Genomic DNA, 22,065 nt, shown 5'->3' on the forward strand with positions numbered 1-22,065 from the left:
CGAGGGATGCTCATGACAATCGATGAATATGCGGCCTGGGCCGCAACCATTGCCAAAGTCGACGAGCATCCGTCGAACGAGCGGTTGTCTTATCTCGGGCTGGGCCTTGCCGCTGAGGCGGGCGAGGTCGCCGAGCACATCAAGAAGCTCCTGCGCGACGACTGGCTCGACAAGGCCGGTCTCGTCGAAGAGCTTGGCGATGTCGTCTACTACTGGGCCTGCCTGTGCGCCGCCACCGGCCAGCAGCCGTCCGCGCTGCTCAACGCCAGTGCCGCCAAGATCAGGCGACGCATCAGCGAAGCGGCGAGCCGGTAGAGCAAGTGAAAGCTGGGAGCTCCGGCGTCATGGCCGGGCTTGTCCCGGCCATCCACGACTTGCCGCGCAGCACGAAGAACGTGGATGCCCGGGACAGCCCGGGCATGACGATCTGTTGCGCATGAACCGCTCACGTCGAGGTCAGAATATCCACCTTGGCGTTGGCGACGATCAGGCGGTCGGCCAGGAGCTGGGCCAGGTTACGCATGATGCATTCGCTGGCGCGGGGGTGCTGCTTGCGGAAGCGCTCGAAATCCTTCAGCGGGACCTCGCATGCCGTCGCTGCCATGTCGGCGAACACGTCGGCGGAGCGGGTTTGTTCCAGCAGCGCCATCTCGCCGAACGCCATGCCGGCGGTGAGCGTCGCCAGCCTGACGCCATCGGGCAAGGTGACGTGCACAGCGCCGCTGCGCAGGAAGTACAGGGCATCGGCGGGGTCGCCGGCCGTGAGGATTTTGGCGCCGGATTGATAGGTCCTGATGGTGCAGAGCGAGGCGAGATCCGTCAGCTCTTCCTCGCTCAGCCCGGTCAGCAGCGGCTGTTCGGCTAGCTCGGTGGTCTCGTGAAAATCGATCGAGCCGCCGTAGCGATAGACGATCTGGTCTTCGGCCCATTCGATCGCAGTGTCGAGCAGATAGAAATCGCGCACGTTCTTCAGCTCAGCGGTCCATTCGCGTAACGTATTCCATTCCTTGGAGGCGCGCCGGACGCCCGACAAGACCACCGTGACATTCAGCGCGGCCAATTCCTCGAACGCTTCGGCCACAAGTCGTGCGCCGGCCCGCGTAGTCGAGGTCACCCGGTGGAGATCGAAGATCACGAATTGCGGCCGCGGTCGTCCCGCGAGCCGGCGCGAGACGTAATCCACCGCCGACAGCGACAGCGTGCCGACCAGTTCGATGATGCGCACCTCCTGCTCGTGGGCCGCCAGGATCTCGCGCTCCTGCGGGCGGCGCACGCGGCGCGACGGGCTCTTGCCGATGTCGTAGTCGGCGATGACGGCGTTGCGTGCGTCGTCGCTGCGGTTGAGCATGTGCAGGTCGTAATGCGAGGACAGCGCCTCGCAGACCTTGATGCCGCGCACGCTGTTGCCGTGCTTGTCGAGCTTTGGCGAATAGCTGCCGAGGCCGAGGCGGGCAGGGAGCGCGGCCAGGATGCCGCCGCCGACGCCGCTCTTGGCGGGGATGCCGATGCGGTAGATCCACTCGCCGGCATAGTCGTACATGCCCGACGACGTCATCACCGAAAGTGTGCGCGAGATCGCGTAGGCGCTCAGCACCTGCTCGCCGGTGACCGGATTGATGCCGCGATTGGCGAGCGTTGCCGCCATCACCGCGATATCGCGCGCGGTCACCAGCACGGCGCATTGCCGGAAATAGACGTCGAGCACGCCGGCGACGTTGTCCGAGATCACCGCATTGGTCTTGAGCAGATAGCCGATGGCGCGGTTGCGGTCGCCGGTCTGGCTCTCGGAAGAATAGACGGCGTCGTCGACGGAAAGGTCGCGGCCTGCAAAACGGCTGAGCGCAAGGCGGATCTGCTCGAAAGCCTCCGCGCCCCTGCTGTCGTAGATCAACCCGGTGCAGGCGATCGCGCCGGCATTGACCATCGGGTTGAACGGATGGTTCTCGGAATTGAGCCGGATCGAGTTGAAGGGATCGCCGGAGGGCTCGACGCCGATCGCGCCTTCGACCTTGCCGGCGCCGAGCAGGTCCAGCGCCAGCGCGAACACGAAGGGTTTCGACATCGACTGGATGGTGAAGGGCACCCTGGAGTCGCCGACTTCATAGACATGGCCGTCAAGCGTCGCCAGGCTGATGCCGAAATAGGCAGGGTCCGCCTTGCCGAGCTCGGGAATGTAATCGGCGACATGGCCCGACGTTTCGGCGGAGAATTCGCTGAGGCAATTGCCCAGAAACCGCAGCAGGGGCGGCTTCGAACGGGTCCAGGCGGTGGCGAGAGGCGAGAGCGGTTTCATCGCCTCCCTTGTGCAACGCAATCAGAGCACGCGCAACCCGTCCGGCATCACAGGCGGGCGCCGGACCAAGAGAAGCGCGATCAGGATCGTCGGCAGCAGGATGCCAAGGCCGAGCAGCGTCACTTGCATCTGCGACAGCGGCATGATGCCGCCGCCGGGGGTCGCCACCACGAAGCCGCCGATCACCAGCAGCACACGGATGGGCCATTCCAGGCTGCCTGTGCCGCGCAAGTCCCCGACGAAAGGCTGGTAGCCCTGGATGCCGCCGCAGATGAACAGCGTACCGAAGGCGGCGAGGCCCATCAGGCCGAGCCCGGCGAGGTATGGGCTCGAACCCTGCAGCACCAGCGCCGGATTGAGCACGAAGAAGAACGGCAGGAAATAGATGATGCTGCCGACCCACATCGATTCCCAGCCGGTCTTCATGGCCGGCGATCCGGCGATGCCGGCAGCTGCGAAGGAAGCGATCGCGACCGGCGGGGTGATCGACGACAGCATGCCCCAATAGAAGATGAACATGTGCACCGCCATGCGGTTGAGCCCGAGCTTCTCCAGCGCAGGCGCGACCAGGATGGCGAGGAAGATGTAGCAGGCCGTCGTCGTCAGCCCAAGGCCGAGAATGAGGCTGGTGAGGGCGCACATGCCGAGCAGCAGGAAGGCATTGTCGCCGGCGATGTGCAGGAGGTCGTTGGCAAGGCTCGACACCACGCCCGTCATCGAGAACGCGCCGATCAGCAGGCCGCAGCCGGCGAGGATGCCGACCAGCTCGACGAAGGTGCGGCCGTTGACCTCCAGGAACTTGCCGATCGTCGCAAATGTCCAGCGCGTGTCCTTCGAGAAGAACTGGTTGAGCACGAGAAGCAGCGCGGTGGCGTAGAACGGCGCGTGGCTCTCGCGCTTGAAGTAGAGCAGCATCACGATCAGAAGCGCGATGACGAAGACGTAGTACCAGCCGTCCTTGATCGTATCCATGATCCGCGGCAGCTCGGCGCGGGGAATACCTTTCAGCTTGTGGCGCGCCGCGTAAGCGTCGACCTGCATGAAGAGGCCGACGTAGTAGAGCACGGCCGGAATGATTGCGGCGAGGGCGACATCGGCGTAGCTGACGTTGAGGAACTGGGCGATCACGAAGGCGGTCGCACCCATCACTGGCGGCGCCAGCACGGCGCCGGTCGAGGCGCAGGCCTCGATCGCGGCGGCATAGGAGGCGCGAAAGCCGCTCTTCTTCATCACCGGGATGGTCATGGTGCCGGCGGTGAGCACGTTGGAGATGATCGAACCCGACATCATGCCGAGCAGGCCGCTGGCAAAGATACAGACTTTTGCCGCGCCGCCGCGAAAGGTGCCACACAGCGCGAAGGCCAGGTTGATGAAGAACTTTCCGGCGCCCGTCATCATCAGCGCGGTGCCGAACACCAAAAAGCCGATCACGGTGTCGGCGAAGGCCTGGATGGGGATGCCGAGCAGGCTCTCGCCCGAGAGCACGTGATAGGCGGTCGCCTGCTCGAGCGTCGATTGCGTGCCACGGAACGGTCCGAGCCAGCGGGCTTCGGCGAACAGGGGATAGACAGTGAAGGGCAGAACGCTGAGGAGCAGGCTCCAGCCGCCGGTGCGGCGCAACGCTTCCATCAGCATCATCCACATCACGAGGCCTGCGGCGATCACCGTGTTGGGCGCGCCGCCGAATTCCCAGCCGGCCTCCGCCGCCTTGCGCACGTTAACCATCAGTATGATCGCCGCCGCGAAGGTCACGACGAACAGGACGAGGTCATACCAGGGCATGCGGTCGAGCGGCGCGCGTTCGGTGCCCGGAAAGATCAGGAAGGTGAACGGCAGCATCAACGCGATCAGGAGATAGAAATATTCCGTGTTGAGCTGGGTGTATCCGACGAAGAAGCGCAACGAGAATTGCTGGTTGATGCAGAGCAGGATCGTCGCCGCGGTCGCAACGATCAGCGTCCAGCGCCACGCGCCGCGCAACGTGCGGACGCGCGTGACTTCCGCTTCCTGCATGTTGCCGGCGGCGCCATGGGGATCATCGAACACGACGCGCTTGGGCTCGTCTTGCGGGACGGTGGAAGTGGAAGAGGACATCATCGATCCCGCGCGTGGGCTGGTGAACGCAATCAGGCAAACGGCAGTTGTTTGAACCGCTCTGGCCGCGCGCTCAACCTCTCCCGCGTGCGGGAGAGGTCGGCGCGAAGCGCCGGGTGAGGGCTTTCTCCTCTGGGGGAATCCCACCGCGGAGGCACCCTCTCCCCAACCCTCTCCCGCAAGCGGGAGAGGGGGCGCACTTCTCGCGAGGCAACGATCACGCCTAACAACACCTCGCTCTATTCCTCGAACCCGTTCGGCATGCCCGCTTTCGCTAGCGCCGCGGCACGCGCCTTCGTCCAGCCTTCGAGGAACGCCTTGTCGTCCGACGGCGGATTGGACTTGCCGTAATCGGCCCAGGCGGCCGCCAGCACCTCCTGCCGCTTGATCAGCTGGTTGTTGTGTGCCTCCTGAGCGTCGCTCCATTGGCCGGCCTCTTTCAACGCCTTCACCGCGCCGGGATGCACCGGCACCACCCAGTTCTTGGTCTGGCGGTTGGCCGCGAGTCCGCCGGCGCCGGGCGCGGAGTCCTTATAAGCGTCGTAGTTGACGATCATCGCCTTGGTGATCGCATAGACCTGGTCGGCCGGTTGCGAGGCGTAGGCGACGAAGATCGGGTAGGGATAATTGCCGAGCTCGATCGGCTTCTCCGGCGAGATGCCGGCACCGCAGGTCGCCAGCTGCGGGAAGAAGAACGAGCCGACCTTCTGCATCCGCGCCCAACCTTCCTTGTCCTTGGCGGGCAGCGGCGGCCAGATCAACCCGCGCGGCGAAGCCTCGGCCTCCTTGGCGGGACCGGTGATGGTGGTGCCGAAGGCGGCATCGACGTCGTTGTTGATCAGCCCTTTCCACATCGCGCCGTAGCTGGCGAATTCGACAGCCTTGACGTCCTTCTGCGTCAGCCCGGCGAAGGCGAGCACCGCGAGCGAGTTCTGGTTCAGCGCGGGTGAGCCGACCACGAAGCCGACGCGCTTGCCCTTGAGGTCCTTCAGCTCCTTCACGCCGGTGTCGGCGGCCACCGCAAGCGAGGCGCAATTGCAGTCGACGGTCGAGAGCAGGGTCTGCAGCGGCTGCGGACCCCATTCCTTCGAGCCGAACTCGAACACGCCTTCCTGCGCGAAGTAGGTGCCCGACCCCATCGCCGCGGAAACCGCGCGCTTGGCGCGCAGCGGCGCGAGGCGCGCGACGTCGTTGCCTGCGGGGAGCACGCGCACGTCGGTGCCGTACTTGTCCTTCATCATCTTGCCGACGCCGACCGCGATGTTGAATCCGGCGGTGCCGGTGTCATAGGCGGTGAAGGTCAATGTCGCCGGCAGCTTGATGTCTTCGGCGAACGAATAGCGTGTAGACGCAAAAGAAATGCCCGCCACCAGAGCAGGCGCGAGCACGAGCAGCCCACGAAGCATGTTTCCCTCCAATGATCTTCGCTTTGCCGCGAAGATTTTCATTCTTTGTTTGAAACAACGTTTTGTTTGAAACCGATCATGTCACCGCGATCAAGCGATGGCAACGCCATACAGCGCGCGTGGGAATGCGACTGACACATTGTCGCGGAAAAGACCGGATAAGACGCTCAGCTCGCGACGATCGCTATCGCCTGTCCCTCCGCAACGACGTCATCGACCTTTACCAGAAGCGATGTGATGGTGCCGTTTGCGGGCGAGGGCACTGGGATCTCCATCTTCATCGCTTCGACCACCACAACGTCATCGCCATCAGCGACGGTTCCTCCAACTTGCACGGGAGTTGCGCAGATGCGTCCCGCGACCTCCGTGACGATCTTAATTTCTGGCATGCCATCGCCTTTTTGTTGTCGTCGCAAAATGCCTGAGGTAGCGTCGTCTGCAAGTGGAATTTAATTCCGCAGAGCGGAACACAACGGTAGGGATCATGGGACGACGTTCGGAGCGGTTGAGCAGGCAAGGTGCGCTCGCTGGCGAAGCCGGTGAGGGTGATGTGATCCAGGTGGTGTCGCGCGCGTTCGACGTATTGCGATGCTTCGAGGGCCACGAGGCGCGACTCGGCAATCTCGAGATTTCAAATCGCTGCGGTCTGCCGCGCTCGACGGTATCGCGGCTCACGCATACGCTGACCCGCATGGGCCAGCTCGTGTATCTCCCGCGCGACCAGAAGTATCGCATCGGCCCGAGCGCGGTGGCGATGAGTGCTTCGATGATGAAGGGCGCGCAGCTGCGCAGCATGATTCGCCAGCGGCTGCAGGAAGTCGCCGAGCAGCTGCCGGGCACGGTCGGGTTCGTCGTCCCCGACCGCTTCCATCTCGTCTATCTCCAGTTCGCGCGTTCGGCGACGGCGCTCGGCTTGCACGAGGGCACCGGCAGCCGCATCTCGATGGCCTCGACAGCCGCGGGCGCGGCCTACACCGCGGCGCTCGCGCCGGAAGTCGGTGATGCCTTCGTCGCGGACATGGAGCGGGAAGCCCCCGAAGCTGCGAAGATTCTCAAGCCCCGCATCGAGGCCAACCGGCAGATGTTGCGCGAGCGCGGCTATGTCGTCGCCTGCGGCCTCTGGAGCCCGCACATCAACGGCCTCGCGGTGCCGATCTGGTCGCCGCAGTACCAGACCTTCGTGGTCATCACGATCGGTCTTCTGTCGGCGATGTATGACGAGCAGCGTCTGCACGACGAAGTCGCACCGCTGATGCTCCAGCTTGGCCGCTCGCTCGGCAGCCTGATGGAAGGCGCGGAAGGCGACGCCTTCAACAACCGCATCTCGCGCAAGCCGGTCGCCATGGCCGTGCACAACAATAACAAGCCGATCCATTCGGAGGGAGTGAATGAACTGGAAGCCGGAACTCGACGAGCTCGCCCGGCGCGAAGCCTTCGCGCGGGAGATGGGCGGCGTTGACAAGGTCAAGCGACAGCATGACCAGGGCCGGCTGACTGTTCGGGAGCGTATCGACAAGCTGATCGACAAAGGCAGCTTTCACGAGATCGGTGCCGTCTCCGGCATCGGTGAGTACGATTCCAGCGGCGATCTGAAGAAGCTCACGCCGGCTAATTGCGTGTTCGGCCGCGCGCGCGTCGACGGCCGCACATTGGTCGTGGTCGGCGACGATTTCACCGTGCGCGGCGGCTCGGCGGATGCGTCGATCTCGGCCAAGCCGCTGATGGCGGAGGAGATGGCGCACGATTTCCGGCTGCCCATCGTCCGCATCATCGAAGGCTCCGGCGGCGGCGGCTCGGTCAAGACCATCGAGACCAAGGGCGCGGCCAATCTGCCCGGCGGCATCGGCGGCACGCGCTGGTATCGCTTCACGACGGAGAATCTGTCGCGCGTGCCGGTGGTCGCGCTCGGCCTCGGCTCGGTGGCGGGCCTGGGCGCCGCGCGTCTTGCCGCCAGCCACTATTCCATCATGACGCGGAAGTCCGCGATGTTCGTCGCGGGTCCGCCGGTGGTGAAGGCGCTGGGGCAGGACCTTACCAAGGAGGAGCTCGGCGGCGCCGACATCCAGACCCGCGCCGGCGCGGTGGATCATGCGGTCGACACCGAGGAGGAGGCGTTCGCCTGCGCGCGGCGCTTCCTCTCCTACCTGCCGTCATCGGTCTACGAGCTGCCGCCGACCTTGCCCTGCACGGACAGTCCTGAACGCAGCGACGAAGCGCTGATGAACGCGGTGCCGCGCAACCGCAAGCAGGTCTACAAGATGCGGCCCATCATCGAGTCCGTCGTCGACAAGGGCTCGTTCTTCGAGGTCGCAAAAAACTTCGGCAAGCCGATCATCGTCGGCCTCGCGCGGCTCGAGGGCAGGGCGGTGCTGCTGCTCGCCAGCGATAGCTTCCACTATGGCGGATCCTGGACCGCGGATGCCTGCCAGAAAGTGGTGCGCTGGGTCGACTTCGCCGAGACCTTCCACCTGCCGGTCGTCTATCTCATGGATTGCCCCGGCTTCATGATCGGCCTCGATGCGGAGAAGGCGGCCACCATTCGCCACGGCGTGCGCGCCATGGCGGCGGTGAACCAGAGCACGGTGCCCTGGTGCACCGTGATCCTGCGCAATGCGTTCGGCGTCGCCGGTGTCGTGCACCAGCCGGCCGACCGCTTCTCGATCCGCTATGCCTGGCCCTCGGCCTATTGGGGCTCGCTGCCGCTCGAAGGCGGCATCGAAGCCGCCTACCGCGCCGACATCGACGCGGCGGAAGACAAGGCGGCTAAGCTGAAGGAGATCGAGGAGCGGCTCAACAAGCTCCGCTCGCCGTTCCGCTCGGCCGAAAAATTCTGGGTCGAGGAGATCATCGATCCCAGGAAGACGCGATCGCTCCTGTGCGAGTTTGCCCGGCTCGCGGAGCCGCTGCGAAAGCCGGGGCCGCCGGAGAATATGACGATCAGGCCGTAGCATCCTTGTGCCAAGTCATGACGCTCGTGCCCCGACGCAGCGCGCCGCTGCCCTGGCGATGCGAAGCATCGTCCAGTTCAGCGGTGCGCTGCAGAGCCGGGGCCCATGCCACAGCGAATCTGGAGCTTCCTGGGTCCCGGCTCAGCGCCGCAACGCTTGAAGCAGTGCGTCCGGGACACGAGGTGCGGCATCGACACAATCCAAGACACTTCCACGGCAAAACAATAACGCGCTAAGCTCCGCCAACAAGAACAAGAGGAAGCGCCAATCGTGTACGACTTCATCATCGTGGGCGGCGGCTCGGCGGGGTCCGTGCTGGCCCACCGGCTCTCCGCCAGGAGCGCCAACAAGGTCCTGCTCTGCGAAGCCGGTCAGGACACGCCACCCGGCAACGAGCCAGCCGAAATCAGGGACAGCTATCCCGGCACCGCCTATTTCGATCCGCGCTTTCACTGGACCGAGCTCAAGGTGACGACCCAGGTCGTCAGCCACAACAATCCCGAGGAGTCGCGGCCTCCTTTGCGCAAATACGAGCAGGCGCGCGTGCTGGGCGGGGGCTCGTCGATCAACGGGCAGATGGCCAACCGCGGCGCGCCGACCGACTACGATGAATGGGAGGCGCGCGGCGCCGAGGGGTGGTCGTGGGCTGACGTGCTGCCGTTCTTCAAGAAGGTGGAGCGCGACCTCGATTTCGACGGACCGTATCACGGCACGGACGGAAGGATCCCTGTTCGCCGCATCCCGCGCGAGCACTGGACGCGGCATTCGGAGGCGTTCGCGCAGGCCTTCCAGCAGGCCGGCCATCAATTCGTGGCCGACCAGAACGGCGAATTCGTCGACGGCTTTTTCCCGGTGACGCATTCCAATCAGGCCGAGCAGCGCGTCTCGGCCGCGATGGGGTATCTCGATCGCGACACCCGCGCGCGTGCGAACCTTGCGATTTCGACCAACACGCAGGTGCGAGAGCTGCTGTTCGAAGGCACGCGCTGCGTCGGCGTGAAGGCGATGGTCGACGGACGCGAGCAGGAATTCCGCGGGCGCGAGATCATCCTCTCCAGCGGCGCCATCCATTCGCCGGCGCATCTGCTCCGCGCCGGCATCGGTCCCGTCGGTCACCTCAAGGATCTGGGCATTCCCGTGCTGGCGGCCTTGCCGGGCGTCGGCCAGCGCCTGATGGACCATCCCTCGATCTCGCTGTCGTCGTTTGTTCGCCGCGGCGCGCGCATGAACGAGCACACCAGGCGTCACATGCAGCTCGGTCTGCGGTACTCCTCCGGGCTGCCTGATGTGCCCAAGGGCGACATGTTCGTCGTCGTCATCAGCAAATCGGCCTGGCACGCCGTCGGCGCGCAGATCGGCTCGCTCCTGACCTTCGTCAACAAGACCTATTCCGAGACCGGACAGGTCAAGCTCGCCTCGCGCGATCCCTCGGCAGAGCCGATCGTCGAGTTCAACCTGCTGTCCGACCGCCGCGATCTCGATCGCCTGATGAGCGGTTTCCGCAAGATGGCGGCGATCCAGATGAGCGAGGTGGTCAGGAAGGTGACGGACAAGCCGTTTCCGGCCGCCTATACCGATCGCGTCCGCAAGATCGGCGTGGTCAACACCAGGAACAAGGTTCTCACCACGATCGCCGCGACCTTGATGGACGGACCGGCGGCGCTGCGTCACTATATGATTGACAATTTCGTCGTCGAAGGCTTCACCTTCGATCAGGTGATGAACGACGACGAGGCGCTGGAAGCCTTCGTGCGCAAGGCGACGATCGGCGTCTGGCACGCCTCGTGCTCGTGCCGCATGGGCCGCACTGAGGATCCGATGGCGGTGGTCGACAATCAGGGCCGCGTCAAGGGCGTGCAGGGCCTGCGCGTCGTCGATGCCTCGATCTTCCCGGTGGTGCCATGCGCCAACACCAACTTTCCGGTGTTGATGTCAGCGGAGAAGATCGCGGCCGCAATGATGCAATGAGCGGCAGCGAGTTCTGGCGATCCGGGCAGTGCGGGGAGGAGGAGCGCTGATGGATACTTGCCTCGCGCGGTCCGACTTGGTTGCATGCCGCGAGCTTGACGCGCTAATCGCGCATTCGAGCGCTGCGAGTTAATCATCTCAGGCGCTACGTGTAGGCTATGAGATCGTGCAGTCGTGGCGCACGATGGCAGCCATTTTCAGCCGCGCTTTAGGCCCATTTCAGCCAAACTGTTATTGGTCTCTTTGCCCGGGGCAGGGTCTCTCATTTGGAGTCCTGCAATGTTCAAGCGCGTATTTTCTGCGTGCGTCCTCGTTATCCTGGGTTCTATCACTTCGGAAGCGCGCCCTTATCGCATTCATCAAGCTCCCGAATGCAACGTCACCATGCCCTGCGACTTCTCCTATTCGCAGAGGCGACGCGAGCGGGCTGCCAGGCCCTCACTGGCTTCCAGATCTTCGTTGATTTCCAGGCCCACACTGCAAGCGTACCGCTCGACACAACTGACGGTGACTGATGCTGGGAGCACGACCACGCCGGCGGCCGTCTCCGGTGCCCACGGCACTCGCATTGTCGGTGGCCGTCCGGCCGGTTGCCCTTCGTCGTTCTGCGGCTGCGGCGCGGCTCTGCGCGTGTTCGGCCGTATCGTGCCGGAATTAAATCTTGCGTCCAATTGGCTCCGCTTTCCGCGGACAACACCCGCACCGGGAATGGTTGCTGCGCGACGAGGACACGTGTTCGTCCTTGAGCAGCACCTCGGAGGCGACGTCTGGATGGCCTATGACGCCAACTCGGGTGGGCGCGCGACGCGAATCCACGCGCGTTCGCTGCGAGGGTATACGATTGTCAACCCGCGCGGTGGCTCGGTGGCTTGAGGCTAGCGGATAGCACTCCAAAAACGGCGGACGGGTCGCAACATCTTTGCGACCCGCCAACGCCGGGCGCCGAGCCGATCACAGCCGGAGCACCTTGCCGGGATTCATGATGTTGTGCGGATCGAGCGCGCGTTTGATGGTGCGCATGATGTCGAGCTCGGTCTTCGAGCGGTAGTGGCTGAGCTCGTCGAGCTTGTCGATGCCGATGCCGTGCTCCGCCGAGATCGAGCCGCCCATGGAGGTGACGAGATCGTTCACAGCGCGCGTGATGGCGGCCGCGTATTGGTTTAGCGTCTGCTGGTCCATGCCCTTCGGCCCCATGAACGAAAAGTGCAGATTGCCGTCGCCGATATGGCCGAGCGGATAGGGCCGAATGGTCGGGAGAATGTCGAGCACGGCCTTGAGGCCCTTGTCGATGAACTCCGGGATTCTGGAGATCGCCACCGACACGTCGAAACTGATCCCCGGTCCCTCGGCGCGTGAGGCCTCCGCCATTGCTTCGCGGATGCGCCACATGTTGCGCGATTGACCGAATGTGTGCGCGATCGCCGCATCCAGCACGCGGCCGGCCTCGAGTTGATCGGCGAGAAACTGCTCCATCTTGCCGGACATGCCCTCGGTTCCGTCCTGCCGCGGGCGCGCCGACGACCATTCCAGCAGCAGGTACCAGGGCGTATCCGCCTTCAGCGGATCCTGCGTCCCGGGAATGTGGCGCAGGGAAAGGTCGATGGCCGCCCGGCTGAGCAGCTCGCAGGAGCCGACATTGTCCTCGGATGCCGCGTGCGCCTCGGACAGGATTTCCAGCGCCGCGCGGGGATCGCGGATCGCCAGCCACGCCGTGCAGACGTCCTTCGGTGCCGGCCACAGCTTGAGCACGGCCTTGGTGATGATGCCCAGCGTCCCCTCGGCGCCCATGAACAGGTGCTTGAGGTCGTAGCCGGTGTTGTCCTTCTTGAGCGCGCGCAATCCGTCCCAGACCTCGCCATTCGGCAGCACGACCTCGAGCCCCAGCACGAGATTGCGGGCATTGCCGTAGCGCAGCACCTGCACGCCGCCGGCGTTGGTGGAGAGATTGCCGCCGATCATGCAGGAGCCCTGGGCACCGAGGCTCAGCGGCAGGAAGCGGTCGTGCTCGCTTGCGGTCTCCTGAAGCGTCTGTAACACGCAGCCGGCCTCGACCGTCATCGAATAGCCGACGGGATCGACATCCAGCACGCGGTTCATCCGGCCGAGCGACAGCACGATGCCGGTGTGCGCAGGCCAGGGCGTCGCCCCGCCCATCAGGCCGGTGTTGCCGCCCTGCGGCACGATCGCGACGCCGTGCTCGTGGCAGAGCCGGACAACTTTCGAGACCTCCTCGGTGCTGCCAGGGCGAACGACGGCTCCGGCGTTGCCGACCAGCAATCCCCGCCAATCCGTCACAAACGGCTGCTTGCCATGCTCGTCCTCGATCAGGCCTTTGTCGCCGACGGTCGCGCGCAACGCATCGCGCAATGGTTCGGTCACGGGAGCGGTCGGGATGGTGGGCAGGGACGTCGGGAGCGGCATTTGTTTCCTCTGGCACATCTTTGTGTGTACTGAGCGCGCGAAGCGCCGCAGCCATTGTCCACGTTTAGGCTGCCGAGTCTAACGGCAATGCGCCACGCGTGTGGGGAGTTTGGGTCGGCCTGACCGCTTGGAACGGTCCGCAGCAGCACGACGTTTGCTTCTCGGCACAACAGGAGAGCCGCATGGCGAAGGTTGACGAGGAGCTCATCCGGGTGAGAGCCCACCAGCTTTGGGAACTCGCAGGCAAGCCGGAGGGCCGCCAGGACGAGTTCTGGCGAGAAGCCGAGCGCGAATTATCAAACGACGCCGGCGCAAATGCCGAAGAATCCTCAAAGACTTTCACGGAGTAATCCGCGAGCGAACGGTCTGGCGCTATCGGGCTTCAACCAGCTGGCGGGCATTGGCCATGGCTGCGCCCGAAGCGGTGTTGTCGAAAATGCACCAGACCGAGGCCGCCGCGCATCCGGCCAGCCGCACCTTGAGCGCCGCCAAGGCAGCCGCGTCATAGCTGGAATAATATACCCTCGGTGAACCGTGAAGCCGAAAATAGGCCAGCCCGGTCCAGCCTCCGGGCGCAGCGCCATTGGCGGCACGCGGTGGATCCGCGGCCACCCGCGCGACGCCTCGTTGCGCCAGCCAGTCGTCGGCCGGCCTGGTGAACCAGCTCGCGTGCCGTGGCTCGCAAACCACCGGCACCTGCCCCCCTTTCTGCAGCGCTATTACGAGCTTCCCGGCGCCGCGCCTTGCGAAGATTGTCGACGAAGGCAATTGCAGCAGCAGCACGCCGAGCTTTTGCCCAAGGCCGGAAATCTCCTCGCAGAACCGATCGACGTCCGCGCGATCGAACCTCAGCTCCGGCGCATGGCTGATCGATTGCGGGACCTTGACCGCAAAACGGAAGCCGGCCGGCACCGCAGCGCTCCATCGCTCATATGTCGTGCGCCGATGCGGACGATAGAACGACGTGTTGATCTCGGTGCAGTTCAGCACTGAGGCGTAGCGCTCAAGGTGGGAGCCCTCGGCCTTGAACGCATCCGCATGCTGGGACGGCACGTTCCATCCCGCCGTGCCAATCCGAAGGGCATGCTTGCGCGTCCGTCCAGGCCTGTCTGTCATCGCCACAGCATAGGAGGCATCTTTGCGGCGTGGTCATGTCGGAACGATTTGGCCCGCCTTCACGACACTGCGGGGCTCTGTTTCTTCTGTCAAACCGGAAGGCAGAAGACGTGATTCCTTCTCACGCCATCGCCACTTGCGGCTTCGGCTGCCGCGACAGCGCCAGCACGATCAGGGCCGCGAATACGCAGAGCGCGCCGGCGATGAAGAAGGCGGGCAGGTAGCTCTGATAGACGGTCCGCGAGAAGCCTGCGCCAAACGCCGCGGCGCCCGCGCCGAGCTGATGGCCGGCGAAGATCCAGCCGAACACCAGATTGGCGCGCTCGGGCCCGAACTTCTGCGCGGTGAGCCGCACCGTCGGCGGCACCGTCGCGATCCAGTCGAGACCGTAGAACATCGCGAAAACCGAGAGGCCGTAGAAGGAGAAATCGCTGAAGGGGAGGAAGATCAGCGAGAGCCCGCGCAGACCGTAGTACCAGAACAGGAGCCAGCGATTGTCGTAGCGGTCGGACAGCCAGCCCGACATGATCGTGCCGAAGAAGTCGAAGATGCCCATCGCCGCCAGCAGGCTCGCCGCCTGCACCTGCGGGATGCCGAAATCGAGGCACATCGGGATCAGGTGCACCTGCACGAGCCCGTTGGTGGAGGCGCCGCAGACGAAGAAGGTCGCGAACAAGATCCAGAACGCCATCGACCTCGAGGCATCGCGCAGCGTGCCGAGCGCAACGCCAGTGATCGAGCCGTGGCTGACCGGCGGCGCCGGCAAAGGTTCGGTGCCTTCGTCGCCGAACGGCCGCAGGCCGACGTCGCTCGGCCGGTCACGCATTGCGAGCAGCACCGCCAGCGACGAAATAACGAGCATGATGCAGACCAGGCCGAGTGCGAGACGCCAGCCGTAGCGCTCGGTGAGGCTCGCCAGCAGCGGCAGGAACACGAGCTGGCCGGTGGCAACGCTTGCGGTCATGATGCCGACCACGAGGCCGCGTCGTGTCGCGAACCAGCGCGTGGCGATGGTCGCGCCGAGCACCAAGGCCGTCATGCCGGTGCCGATCCCGATCACCACGCCCCAGAGGGCAATGAGCTGCCAGACCTCTGTCATGCCGAGCGAGAGCACGAGTGCCGAGACCACGATCAGCTGGGCGGCCAGCGTGACGTTGCGCAGGCCATAGCGGTTGAGCAGGGCGGCCGCGAACGGCGCCATCAGTCCGAACAGGATGAAGCGGATCGACAGCGCGGACGAGATCTCCGCCGTGCTCCAGCCGAACTCCTTCTGCAGGGGAACGATGAACACGCCGGGCGCGCCGACCGTGCCTGCGCTGATCAGCGCGGTGAGGAAAGTCACGCCGACCATCACCCAGCCATAATGAATGTTACGGCGGGACAGTGCTGCCGCGAGCCAGTTCGAAATCATTGGGCCTCAACGTGGATGGGCAGGCCGCAAGAGACCTGCGTCAGTTAGAGAATGGCACGGGATGTATCTGTCGCAAATGACAGAGTTCCCTTGTTTTCGGACTTTTGCGTCAGCGGGCGAGGCGTTCCACCGCAATCGCGGTGGCCTCGCCGCCGCCGATGCAGAGTGCGGCGATGCCGCGCTTGAGGTTGTTGGCCTCCAGCGCATGGAGCAGCGTCACGATCAGCCGCGCGCCGGTGGCGCCGATGGGGTGGCCCAGCGCGCAGGCGCCGCCGTTGACGTTGAGCTTCTCGCGGGGAATGCCGAGGTCGCGCTGCGCCGCCATCGCCACCACGGCGAAGGCCTCGTTGATCTCGAACAGGTCGACGTCGCCCGCGCTCCAGCCGACCTTGTCCAGCAGCTTGCGGATCGCCGGGATCGGCGCGGTGGTGAACCATTGCGGCTCCTGGCTATGGGTGGCGTGGCCCTTGATCTCGGCGAGAACAGGCAGGCCGCTCCGGTCAGCAAGTGCGCGCTTCGTCAGCACCAGCGCGGCGGCGCCGTCGGCATTGGCGGAGGAGGCGGCCGGCGTGATGGTGCCGTTGGCGCGGAATGCCGGCTTCAATCCGGGGATCTTGGCGGGGTCGACCTTGAGCGGATGCTCGTCATTGGCGATCACGCGCGGGCCGGCCTTTTCGGTCAGCGTGATCGGCGCGATCTCGGCCTTGAACGCGCCGCCCTCGACGGCCTTGCGGGCGCGGCTGAGCGTCTCCATCGCATAGGCGTCCTGGTCCTTGCGGGTGAATTGATAGGCTTCCGCGGTAGCTTCGCCGAAATCGCCCATGGAACGGCCGGTCTCGTAGGCGTCCTCTAGGCCGTCCATCATCATGTGGTCGATGATGCGGTCGTGGCCGACGCGATAGCCGCCGCGCGCCTTGGCGAGCAGGTAGGGCGCGTTGCTCATGCTCTCCATGCCGCCGGAGACGACGATGTCGGCCGAGCCGGCGCGGATGATGTCGTGCGCCAGCATGGTCGCCTTCATGCCGGAACCGCAGACCTTGTTGACGGTGGTGGCACCGGTCGCATCAGGCAGACCGGCGCTGCGTGCGGCCTGGCGCGCCGGCGCCTGGCCTTGGCCTGCCGGCAGCACGCAGCCCATGAAGACCTCGTCGACCTTCTCCGGAGCGAGCTCGGCGCGCTCCAGTGCCGCCCCGATCACGTGTGATCCGAGCTTGTGCGCGGAAAGCTGTGACAATTCGCCCATGAAGCGGCCGAGTGGGGTGCGTGCGGCGGAGACGATGACGACGGGCTCGGCGGCTTCGGCCATGACGAGAACTCCCTGGCGATGACGTGTAAGATGATGGACATCATATGATGCGTCGCAAAAAATGCAACCGCGACAGGGATGAGAAAATGTCGTGGGCCGGATGAGATTTGGTCGTGCGATTGGGGGCTGCTTACCCACAGTACGCTGTCATTGCCCGCGAAGGCGGGCAATCCAGTATTCCAGAGGCCACGCGGCTAGAACCGGGAAGGCGCGGCGTACTGGAGGCCCCGCCCCCGTGCGCAACTGCGCACTAGGCGGGGCATGACACCGTTTGGCTGCGCTGTTGCTTCCTCGCGTCTACCGCTTCCGGTTGACAAACGCGCCCATCAGCCGCGTCGGCTCGTCCGTCAGGAATGACTCGCCGAACACTTTCACGCTCAAATTCACCGACTCGGTCAGCGGCAGTTCCTCCCATTGCCGCAGCAGCGCCTTTTGCGAGCGCAGCGCCTCGGGGCCGCATTCGAGCAAGGCCTTCACTAGATGCTCGACCTCGGCATCGAGCTCGCCGGGCGCAGCGACCTTGTCGACCAGGCCCCATGCCAGCGCCGTGGCTGCATCGATGTTCTCCGCCGTCATCACCAGCCAGCGCGCGCGGGCCCAACCGATCAGGCGCGGCAACAGCGCGGCATGGATCACCGAGGGGATGCCGACACGCACCTCGGGCATGCCGAAATGGGCATCATGCGCGGCGACGCGGAAGTCGCAGGCCGCCGCCACTTCGAGCCCGCCGCCGAGGCACCAGCCCGGCATGCGTGCGATGATCGGGGCAGGGAAGGCGCGCACCGCCTCGCAGAGATCGCGCAGGCGGCTGATGAAGGCCTCGGCGGATGTCTGGTCGAGCCCGGCCATCTCCTTGATGTCGGCTCCGCCGATCAGGCTCTTCTCGCTCTGTCCGCGCAGCACCACGACGCGGATGCTGCGGTCGGATGCGAGCTGCTGCAGGCCTTCGCGCACGGCGTCGGTCACGGGCGAGCCGAGGATGTTGAGCGGGCCGGCGTTGCAGATCGCGACATGAACGACGCCGCGCGCATCGCGCGTCACGCCGCAATGATTGTTGAGCATTTCCATCGTGGGATCTCGAAAGGTTTCGTGGACATGCGCGGGGCGCGCCGGTCGGGATCACTTCCGGGCCGAAACGTACGTCTTGTCAAGCGGCGGGGAGGGCGGGTTGCCAGCGTGAAGTCCGTGGCATAGTATGACGAATATCATCTAAAGAGGCTGCCATGACCGGTGACGATCAACCCGACCTGTTTTCGCCCGCGCAGAGGCGGGAACGCGTAGTGGACTGGCAGGTGCCTGCGCCGGTGGCGCGGGCGGCGATGGGCCTGTCGGGCATGGATGCCATGCTGGGCATCCGTGACGGCCGCCTGCCGCCGCCGCCCTTCGCCAAGCTGATAGGTTTCACCATGGCCGTGGTCGAGCCGGGCCGGATCGTCATGGAACTGGAGCCGCGCGAGGATCTCGAAAACACCATCGGACTTCTCCATGGCGCGACCGCCGCAGCGCTGCTCGATACGGCCATGGGATGCGCCATCTCGACCAGGCTGGAGGCCGGACAAAGCTCGGTGACCCTCGATCTGAAGCTGACTTATCTGCGCCCCCTGTCGGTGCGTTCCGGGCTGGTTTCGGCCGAGGGCAAGGTGATCAAGCTAGGACGCCAGACCAGCTACACCGAGGGTTTTGTGCGGGACGGCAAGGGCGCACTTGCGGTCCATGCAACTGCGACCTTCTCTATGATCGGCACAACTTGACATGAATTAATGCACCCATCTCGGCATTTGCGTGTTATGAGATGATCTCCGACATTCAATGAGATCCGCATGCGCTATTCCCGGGAACACAAGCAGGAAACCCACGATCGCATCGTGAAGAAGGCCTCGGTGCGGCTGCGGGAGAAGGGTGCCCACGGTATCGGCGTCGCCGACCTCATGAAGGAGGCGGGCCTGACCCACGGCGGCTTTTACGCGCATTTCGATTCCCGCGAGGCGCTGGTGATCGAGGCTTTTGCCTACGCGATGGACCGTTCGATGGAACACTGGCGCAAGCTCACCGGCGAGGTCGCTCCGGAAAAGCGGCTGGCGCTGATCGCGGAAAGCTATTTGTCCACGCTGCATCGCGACAATCCCGGTCACGGCTGCTCGATTCCCGCGCTGGGAGCCGAGATCGCCCGCGAGAGTCCGAAGACACGCAAGGCCTTTGCCGGCAAGCTGGATGAGATGATCGAGGCCCTGACCGACACCATCCCGAACATGCCCCGCAAGGCGGCACGCAAGCAGGCGATCGCGACGCTCGCGACGATGGCCGGAACCATGCTGCTGGCGCGCATCGCCGGCTCGAGCGAATTGTCCGACGAGATGCTGAAGGCCGGCCGGGACCACGCGCTCGAGGGAGCGAAGCGTGAGTCGAAGGTGGCGGCCGCGAAGAAGGCGAAACAGAACTAGGCGAAATGCCGTGTAGGGTGGGTTAGCCATGCGATTGCGCGAAGCGCATTCGCTTGGCGTAACCCACCACTGTGTTCGTCCGCGGAGACGGAAGAGGTGGGTTACGCCTTCGGCTAACCCACCCTACGAGACCGCCGTTCACCGCCCAGCAAACAACGCCCGCTCGCGCTCGACAATCTCCGAGATGTAATCCGCCACGGCCCTGATCCGCGCCAGGTCCTTACTGTCGGCGTGCATCAGCATCCAGAACGTCCGCGTGATCGAGATCTCTTCGGGCAGCACGGCGACAAGCTGCGGATAGTCGCTCGCCATGAAATGCGGCAGCACCGCGATGCCGAAGCCGGAGAGGGTGGCGTTGAGCTGCGCGATCAGATTGGCGCTGCGGAAGCGCGCCGAGATCCGCGGCGACACCTGCGGCAGATAGTCGAGCTCAGGCGTGAACAAGAGTTCCTCGATGTAGCCGACGAAGCGGTGCTGCGTCAGATCCTGCCGCGAGGCGATTTTCGGGAAGCGGTCGAGATAGGCGGGGGCTGCGTAGAGCCCGAGGCGGTAGTCGAGCAGCTTGCGCCCGACGATGCGACCTTCCTTCGGCATGGTCAGGCTGATGGCGATGTCGGCCTCGCGCTTGGAGAGGCTGAACAGCCGCGCGGTTGCTACAAGTTGCAAGTCGAGATCGGGATAGCGGTCCGCGAACGGCGTCAGCCGCGGCGCCAGGAAGGCGGTGCCGAACCCATCAGGCGCGCCGATCCGCACCGTCCCGGTCAGCCGCGCCACGGAGCCGCCGACCTGCTCCTGATTGGCAACAATGGTCGATTCCATGGCTTCGGCGCTGTCGGCGACGCGCTGGCCGGCCTCGGTGAGGAGGTAGCCGGTCTTGCGCCGGTCGAACAGCTTGGCCGAGAGGTGCTTCTCCAGCCGGTCGACGCGGCGGATCACGGTGGCATGGTCGACCCCCAGCTGTTTTGCCGCAGCCGACACCGAGCCGCCCCGCACGATGGCCAGCACGAAGCGAAAGTCGTCCCAATCGATAGCGCCTTGATCCAGCATTTTCGCACATCTATGGTGCATTATCTCAGACTTGAATCCTATAAAATGCAGGTCAATAGGATTTGTCAAAGCGACCACGCTCGGCCTGAAGGAGATCATTCCATGCGTTCAATCGGACATTTCATCGGTGGCAAGGAGGTCAAGGGCACCTCTGGCCGCACCGCCGACGTTTTCGAGCCGATGACCGGTGACGTTCAGGCCAAGGTGGCGCTGGCGTCCAAGGCCGAAGTCCGCGCCGCTGTCGAGAACGCGCGCGCGGCACAGCCCGAATGGGCCGCGACCAATCCGCAGCGCCGCGCCCGCGTCATGATGAAATTTGTGGAGCTGGTCCAGCGCGATTACGACAAGCTCGCCGAGCTGCTCGCGCGCGAGCACGGCAAGACCGTCCCCGACGCCAAGGGCGACATCCAGCGCGGCCTAGAAGTCGCGGAATTCGCTTGCGGCATTCCGCATCTGATGAAGGGCGAGTACACCGAAGGCGCTGGCCCCGGCATCGACATCTATTCGATGCGTCAGCCGCTCGGCGTCGTCGCAGGCATTACGCCGTTCAATTTCCCGGCGATGATCCCGATGTGGAAGTTTGCGCCGGCGATCGCCTGCGGCAACGCCTTCATCCTCAAGCCCTCGGAGCGCGACCCCGGCGTGCCGATGCTGCTCGCCGAACTCATGATGGAAGCGGGCCTGCCCGCCGGCATCCTCAACGTCGTCAACGGCGACAAGGAGGCGGTCGACGCCATCCTCGACGATCCCGACATCAAGGCCATCGGCTTCGTCGGCTCGACGCCGATCGCGCAATACATCTACGAGCGCGCCGCGCAGACCGGCAAGCGCTGCCAGTGCTTTGGCGGCGCCAAGAACCACGCCATCGTCATGCCGGACGCGGACATGGACCAGGCCGTCGACGCGCTGATCGGCGCCGGCTACGGCTCGGCCGGCGAGCGCTGCATGGCCGTTTCCGTCGCGGTCCCCGTCGGCAAGTCCACCGCCGACCGCCTGATGGAAAAGCTGATCCCGCGCGTCGAGTCCTTGAAGATCGGCACCTCGATCGATCCGTCGGCCGACTACGGTCCGCTCGTGACCCGCGAGGCGGTCGAGAAGGTCAAGAGCTACATCGACATCGGCGTCAAGGAAGGCGCGACGCTCGCCGTCGACGGCCGCGGCTTCAAGATGCAGGGTTACGAGAACGGCTTCTATCTCGGCGGTTCGCTGTTCGACAACGTCACCAAGGACATGCGGATCTACAAGGAAGAGATCTTTGGCCCGGTGCTCTCGGTGGTGCGCGCGCACGACTACAAGGAGGCGCTGGCGCTGCCGTCCGACCACGATTACGGCAACGGCGTTGCCATCTTCACCCGCGACGGCGATGCCGCGCGCGACTTCGCGGCCAGAGTCAACGTCGGCATGGTCGGCATCAACGTGCCGATCCCGGTGCCGATCGCTTATTACACCTTCGGCGGCTGGAAGAAATCGGGCTTCGGCGATCTCAACCAGCACGGACCGGATTCGATCCGCTTCTACACCAAGACCAAGACGGTGACCTCGCGCTGGCCGTCCGGCGTCAAGGAAGGCGCGGAGTTCTCGATCCCGCTGATGAAGTAATCCTCTTAAAGAGCG

At 64.8% G+C, this 22,065-nt stretch carries 18 protein-coding genes; 8 read left to right on the forward strand and 10 right to left on the reverse strand.

Annotated elements, in window-relative coordinates:
• Positions 1-12 precede the first annotated feature (12 nt).
• A complete protein-coding gene (locus tag N2605_RS13905) occupies positions 13-315 on the forward strand; it encodes a nucleoside triphosphate pyrophosphohydrolase family protein (RefSeq protein WP_036022497.1) in 303 nt (100 codons plus the stop codon).
• Between the two features lie 130 nt (positions 316-445).
• Here N2605_RS13905 and glsA read toward each other — a convergent pair whose 3' ends face one another.
• From glsA to N2605_RS13925, 4 genes are all read right to left on the reverse strand, one after another.
• The gene (gene glsA, locus N2605_RS13910) at positions 446-2,293 is read right to left on the reverse strand and encodes a glutaminase A (protein ID WP_260347104.1); all 1,848 of its coding nucleotides are present in this window, start codon (positions 2,291-2,293) and stop codon (positions 446-448) included.
• Positions 2,294-2,314: 21 nt separating this feature from the next.
• Positions 2,315-4,390, reverse strand: coding sequence for a TRAP transporter permease (locus N2605_RS13915; protein WP_156447100.1), 2,076 nt, complete (start codon positions 4,388-4,390; stop codon positions 2,315-2,317).
• A 236-nt stretch (positions 4,391-4,626) separates the two neighbouring features.
• Positions 4,627-5,793, reverse strand: coding sequence for a TAXI family TRAP transporter solute-binding subunit (locus N2605_RS13920; protein ID WP_036001123.1), 1,167 nt, complete (start codon positions 5,791-5,793; stop codon positions 4,627-4,629).
• Between the two features lie 167 nt (positions 5,794-5,960).
• Positions 5,961-6,182 carry a biotin/lipoyl-containing protein gene (locus N2605_RS13925; RefSeq protein WP_036001120.1) on the reverse strand — a complete coding sequence of 74 codons (222 nt, stop codon included), beginning with the start codon at positions 6,180-6,182 and terminating at the stop codon, positions 5,961-5,963.
• Positions 6,183-6,277: 95 nt separating this feature from the next.
• Here N2605_RS13925 and N2605_RS13930 point away from each other — a divergent pair, with 95 nt between their 5' ends.
• The 3 genes from N2605_RS13930 to N2605_RS13940 all read left to right on the forward strand — a co-directional run bounded on the left by N2605_RS13930 (position 6,278) and on the right by N2605_RS13940 (position 10,709).
• The gene (locus tag N2605_RS13930; protein ID WP_036034277.1) at positions 6,278-7,252 is read left to right on the forward strand and encodes an IclR family transcriptional regulator; all 975 of its coding nucleotides are present in this window, start codon (positions 6,278-6,280) and stop codon (positions 7,250-7,252) included.
• Positions 7,182-8,741 (forward strand): acyl-CoA carboxylase subunit beta, encoded by a 1,560-nt coding sequence (locus N2605_RS13935; RefSeq protein ID WP_260347105.1) that lies wholly within the window; start codon positions 7,182-7,184, stop codon positions 8,739-8,741. Before N2605_RS13930 ends, N2605_RS13935 begins: the two co-directional genes overlap by 71 nt.
• 270 nt (positions 8,742-9,011) lie before the next feature.
• A complete protein-coding gene (locus tag N2605_RS13940) occupies positions 9,012-10,709 on the forward strand; it encodes a GMC family oxidoreductase (RefSeq protein ID WP_260347106.1) in 1,698 nt (565 codons plus the stop codon).
• A 951-nt stretch (positions 10,710-11,660) separates the two neighbouring features.
• On the opposite strand, the gene N2605_RS13945 is transcribed toward N2605_RS13940, so the two are convergent.
• A complete protein-coding gene (locus tag N2605_RS13945; protein ID WP_260347107.1) occupies positions 11,661-13,130 on the reverse strand; it encodes an FAD-binding oxidoreductase in 1,470 nt (489 codons plus the stop codon).
• 182 nt (positions 13,131-13,312) lie between these two features.
• On the opposite strand from N2605_RS13945, the gene N2605_RS13950 reads away from it, so the two are divergent.
• Positions 13,313-13,480, forward strand: coding sequence for a DUF2934 domain-containing protein (locus N2605_RS13950; RefSeq protein ID WP_081494475.1), 168 nt, complete (start codon positions 13,313-13,315; stop codon positions 13,478-13,480).
• 22 nt (positions 13,481-13,502) lie between these two features.
• Here the strand turns inward: N2605_RS13950 and N2605_RS13955 are convergent, their stop codons facing one another.
• From N2605_RS13955 to N2605_RS13970, 4 genes are all read right to left on the reverse strand, one after another.
• A complete protein-coding gene (locus tag N2605_RS13955) occupies positions 13,503-14,246 on the reverse strand; it encodes a DUF72 domain-containing protein (protein ID WP_051056846.1) in 744 nt (247 codons plus the stop codon).
• 121 nt (positions 14,247-14,367) lie between these two features.
• Positions 14,368-15,657 (reverse strand): MFS transporter, encoded by a 1,290-nt coding sequence (locus N2605_RS13960; RefSeq protein ID WP_225155877.1) that lies wholly within the window; start codon positions 15,655-15,657, stop codon positions 14,368-14,370.
• A gap of 109 nt (positions 15,658-15,766) precedes the next feature.
• On the reverse strand, positions 15,767-16,963 hold the full coding sequence (locus N2605_RS13965) for an acetyl-CoA C-acyltransferase (RefSeq protein ID WP_260347108.1): 1,197 nt from the start codon (positions 16,961-16,963) through the stop codon (positions 15,767-15,769).
• 297 nt (positions 16,964-17,260) lie between these two features.
• Positions 17,261-18,031 (reverse strand): enoyl-CoA hydratase, encoded by a 771-nt coding sequence (locus N2605_RS13970; protein WP_109144069.1) that lies wholly within the window; start codon positions 18,029-18,031, stop codon positions 17,261-17,263.
• A gap of 155 nt (positions 18,032-18,186) precedes the next feature.
• Between N2605_RS13970 and N2605_RS13975 the strand changes: the two genes are divergently transcribed.
• The gene (locus N2605_RS13975; protein WP_225171307.1) at positions 18,187-18,714 is read left to right on the forward strand and encodes a PaaI family thioesterase; all 528 of its coding nucleotides are present in this window, start codon (positions 18,187-18,189) and stop codon (positions 18,712-18,714) included.
• Positions 18,715-18,783: 69 nt separating this feature from the next.
• Complete coding sequence (locus N2605_RS13980) at positions 18,784-19,404, forward strand: TetR/AcrR family transcriptional regulator (protein ID WP_036001077.1); 621 nt, start codon at positions 18,784-18,786, stop codon at positions 19,402-19,404.
• A 138-nt stretch (positions 19,405-19,542) separates the two neighbouring features.
• Here the strand turns inward: N2605_RS13980 and N2605_RS13985 are convergent, their stop codons facing one another.
• Positions 19,543-20,451 carry a LysR family transcriptional regulator gene (locus N2605_RS13985; protein ID WP_036001074.1) on the reverse strand — a complete coding sequence of 303 codons (909 nt, stop codon included), beginning with the start codon at positions 20,449-20,451 and terminating at the stop codon, positions 19,543-19,545.
• 102 nt (positions 20,452-20,553) lie between these two features.
• Here N2605_RS13985 and N2605_RS13990 point away from each other — a divergent pair, with 102 nt between their 5' ends.
• Positions 20,554-22,050 carry a CoA-acylating methylmalonate-semialdehyde dehydrogenase gene (locus N2605_RS13990; protein ID WP_036001072.1) on the forward strand — a complete coding sequence of 499 codons (1,497 nt, stop codon included), beginning with the start codon at positions 20,554-20,556 and terminating at the stop codon, positions 22,048-22,050.
• Positions 22,051-22,065: the final 15 nt, after the last annotated feature.

This window comes from Bradyrhizobium yuanmingense (genome assembly GCF_025200905.1).
Taxonomy (GTDB): domain Bacteria; phylum Pseudomonadota; class Alphaproteobacteria; order Rhizobiales; family Xanthobacteraceae; genus Bradyrhizobium; species Bradyrhizobium yuanmingense.

What these genes read in the sequence shown, in the direction of transcription:
- N2605_RS13905 (WP_036022497.1), top strand. Translation starts at nt 13, where the DNA reads ATGACAATCGATGAATATGCGGCCTGGGCCGCAACCATTGCCAAAGTC.
- glsA (WP_260347104.1), bottom strand. Translation starts at nt 2,293, where the DNA reads ATGAAACCGCTCTCGCCTCTCGCCACCGCCTGGACCCGTTCGAAGCCG.
- N2605_RS13915 (WP_156447100.1), bottom strand. Translation starts at nt 4,390, where the DNA reads ATGATGTCCTCTTCCACTTCCACCGTCCCGCAAGACGAGCCCAAGCGC.
- N2605_RS13920 (WP_036001123.1), bottom strand. Translation starts at nt 5,793, where the DNA reads ATGCTTCGTGGGCTGCTCGTGCTCGCGCCTGCTCTGGTGGCGGGCATT.
- N2605_RS13925 (WP_036001120.1), bottom strand. Translation starts at nt 6,182, where the DNA reads ATGCCAGAAATTAAGATCGTCACGGAGGTCGCGGGACGCATCTGCGCA.
- N2605_RS13930 (WP_036034277.1), top strand. Translation starts at nt 6,278, where the DNA reads ATGGGACGACGTTCGGAGCGGTTGAGCAGGCAAGGTGCGCTCGCTGGC.
- N2605_RS13935 (WP_260347105.1), top strand. Translation starts at nt 7,182, where the DNA reads ATGAACTGGAAGCCGGAACTCGACGAGCTCGCCCGGCGCGAAGCCTTC.
- N2605_RS13945 (WP_260347107.1), bottom strand. Translation starts at nt 13,130, where the DNA reads ATGCCGCTCCCGACGTCCCTGCCCACCATCCCGACCGCTCCCGTGACC.
- N2605_RS13950 (WP_081494475.1), top strand. Translation starts at nt 13,313, where the DNA reads ATGGCGAAGGTTGACGAGGAGCTCATCCGGGTGAGAGCCCACCAGCTT.
- N2605_RS13955 (WP_051056846.1), bottom strand. Translation starts at nt 14,246, where the DNA reads ATGACAGACAGGCCTGGACGGACGCGCAAGCATGCCCTTCGGATTGGC.
- N2605_RS13960 (WP_225155877.1), bottom strand. Translation starts at nt 15,657, where the DNA reads ATGATTTCGAACTGGCTCGCGGCAGCACTGTCCCGCCGTAACATTCAT.
- N2605_RS13965 (WP_260347108.1), bottom strand. Translation starts at nt 16,963, where the DNA reads ATGGCCGAAGCCGCCGAGCCCGTCGTCATCGTCTCCGCCGCACGCACC.
- N2605_RS13970 (WP_109144069.1), bottom strand. Translation starts at nt 18,031, where the DNA reads ATGGAAATGCTCAACAATCATTGCGGCGTGACGCGCGATGCGCGCGGC.
- N2605_RS13975 (WP_225171307.1), top strand. Translation starts at nt 18,187, where the DNA reads ATGACCGGTGACGATCAACCCGACCTGTTTTCGCCCGCGCAGAGGCGG.
- N2605_RS13980 (WP_036001077.1), top strand. Translation starts at nt 18,784, where the DNA reads ATGCGCTATTCCCGGGAACACAAGCAGGAAACCCACGATCGCATCGTG.
- N2605_RS13985 (WP_036001074.1), bottom strand. Translation starts at nt 20,451, where the DNA reads ATGCTGGATCAAGGCGCTATCGATTGGGACGACTTTCGCTTCGTGCTG.
- N2605_RS13990 (WP_036001072.1), top strand. Translation starts at nt 20,554, where the DNA reads ATGCGTTCAATCGGACATTTCATCGGTGGCAAGGAGGTCAAGGGCACC.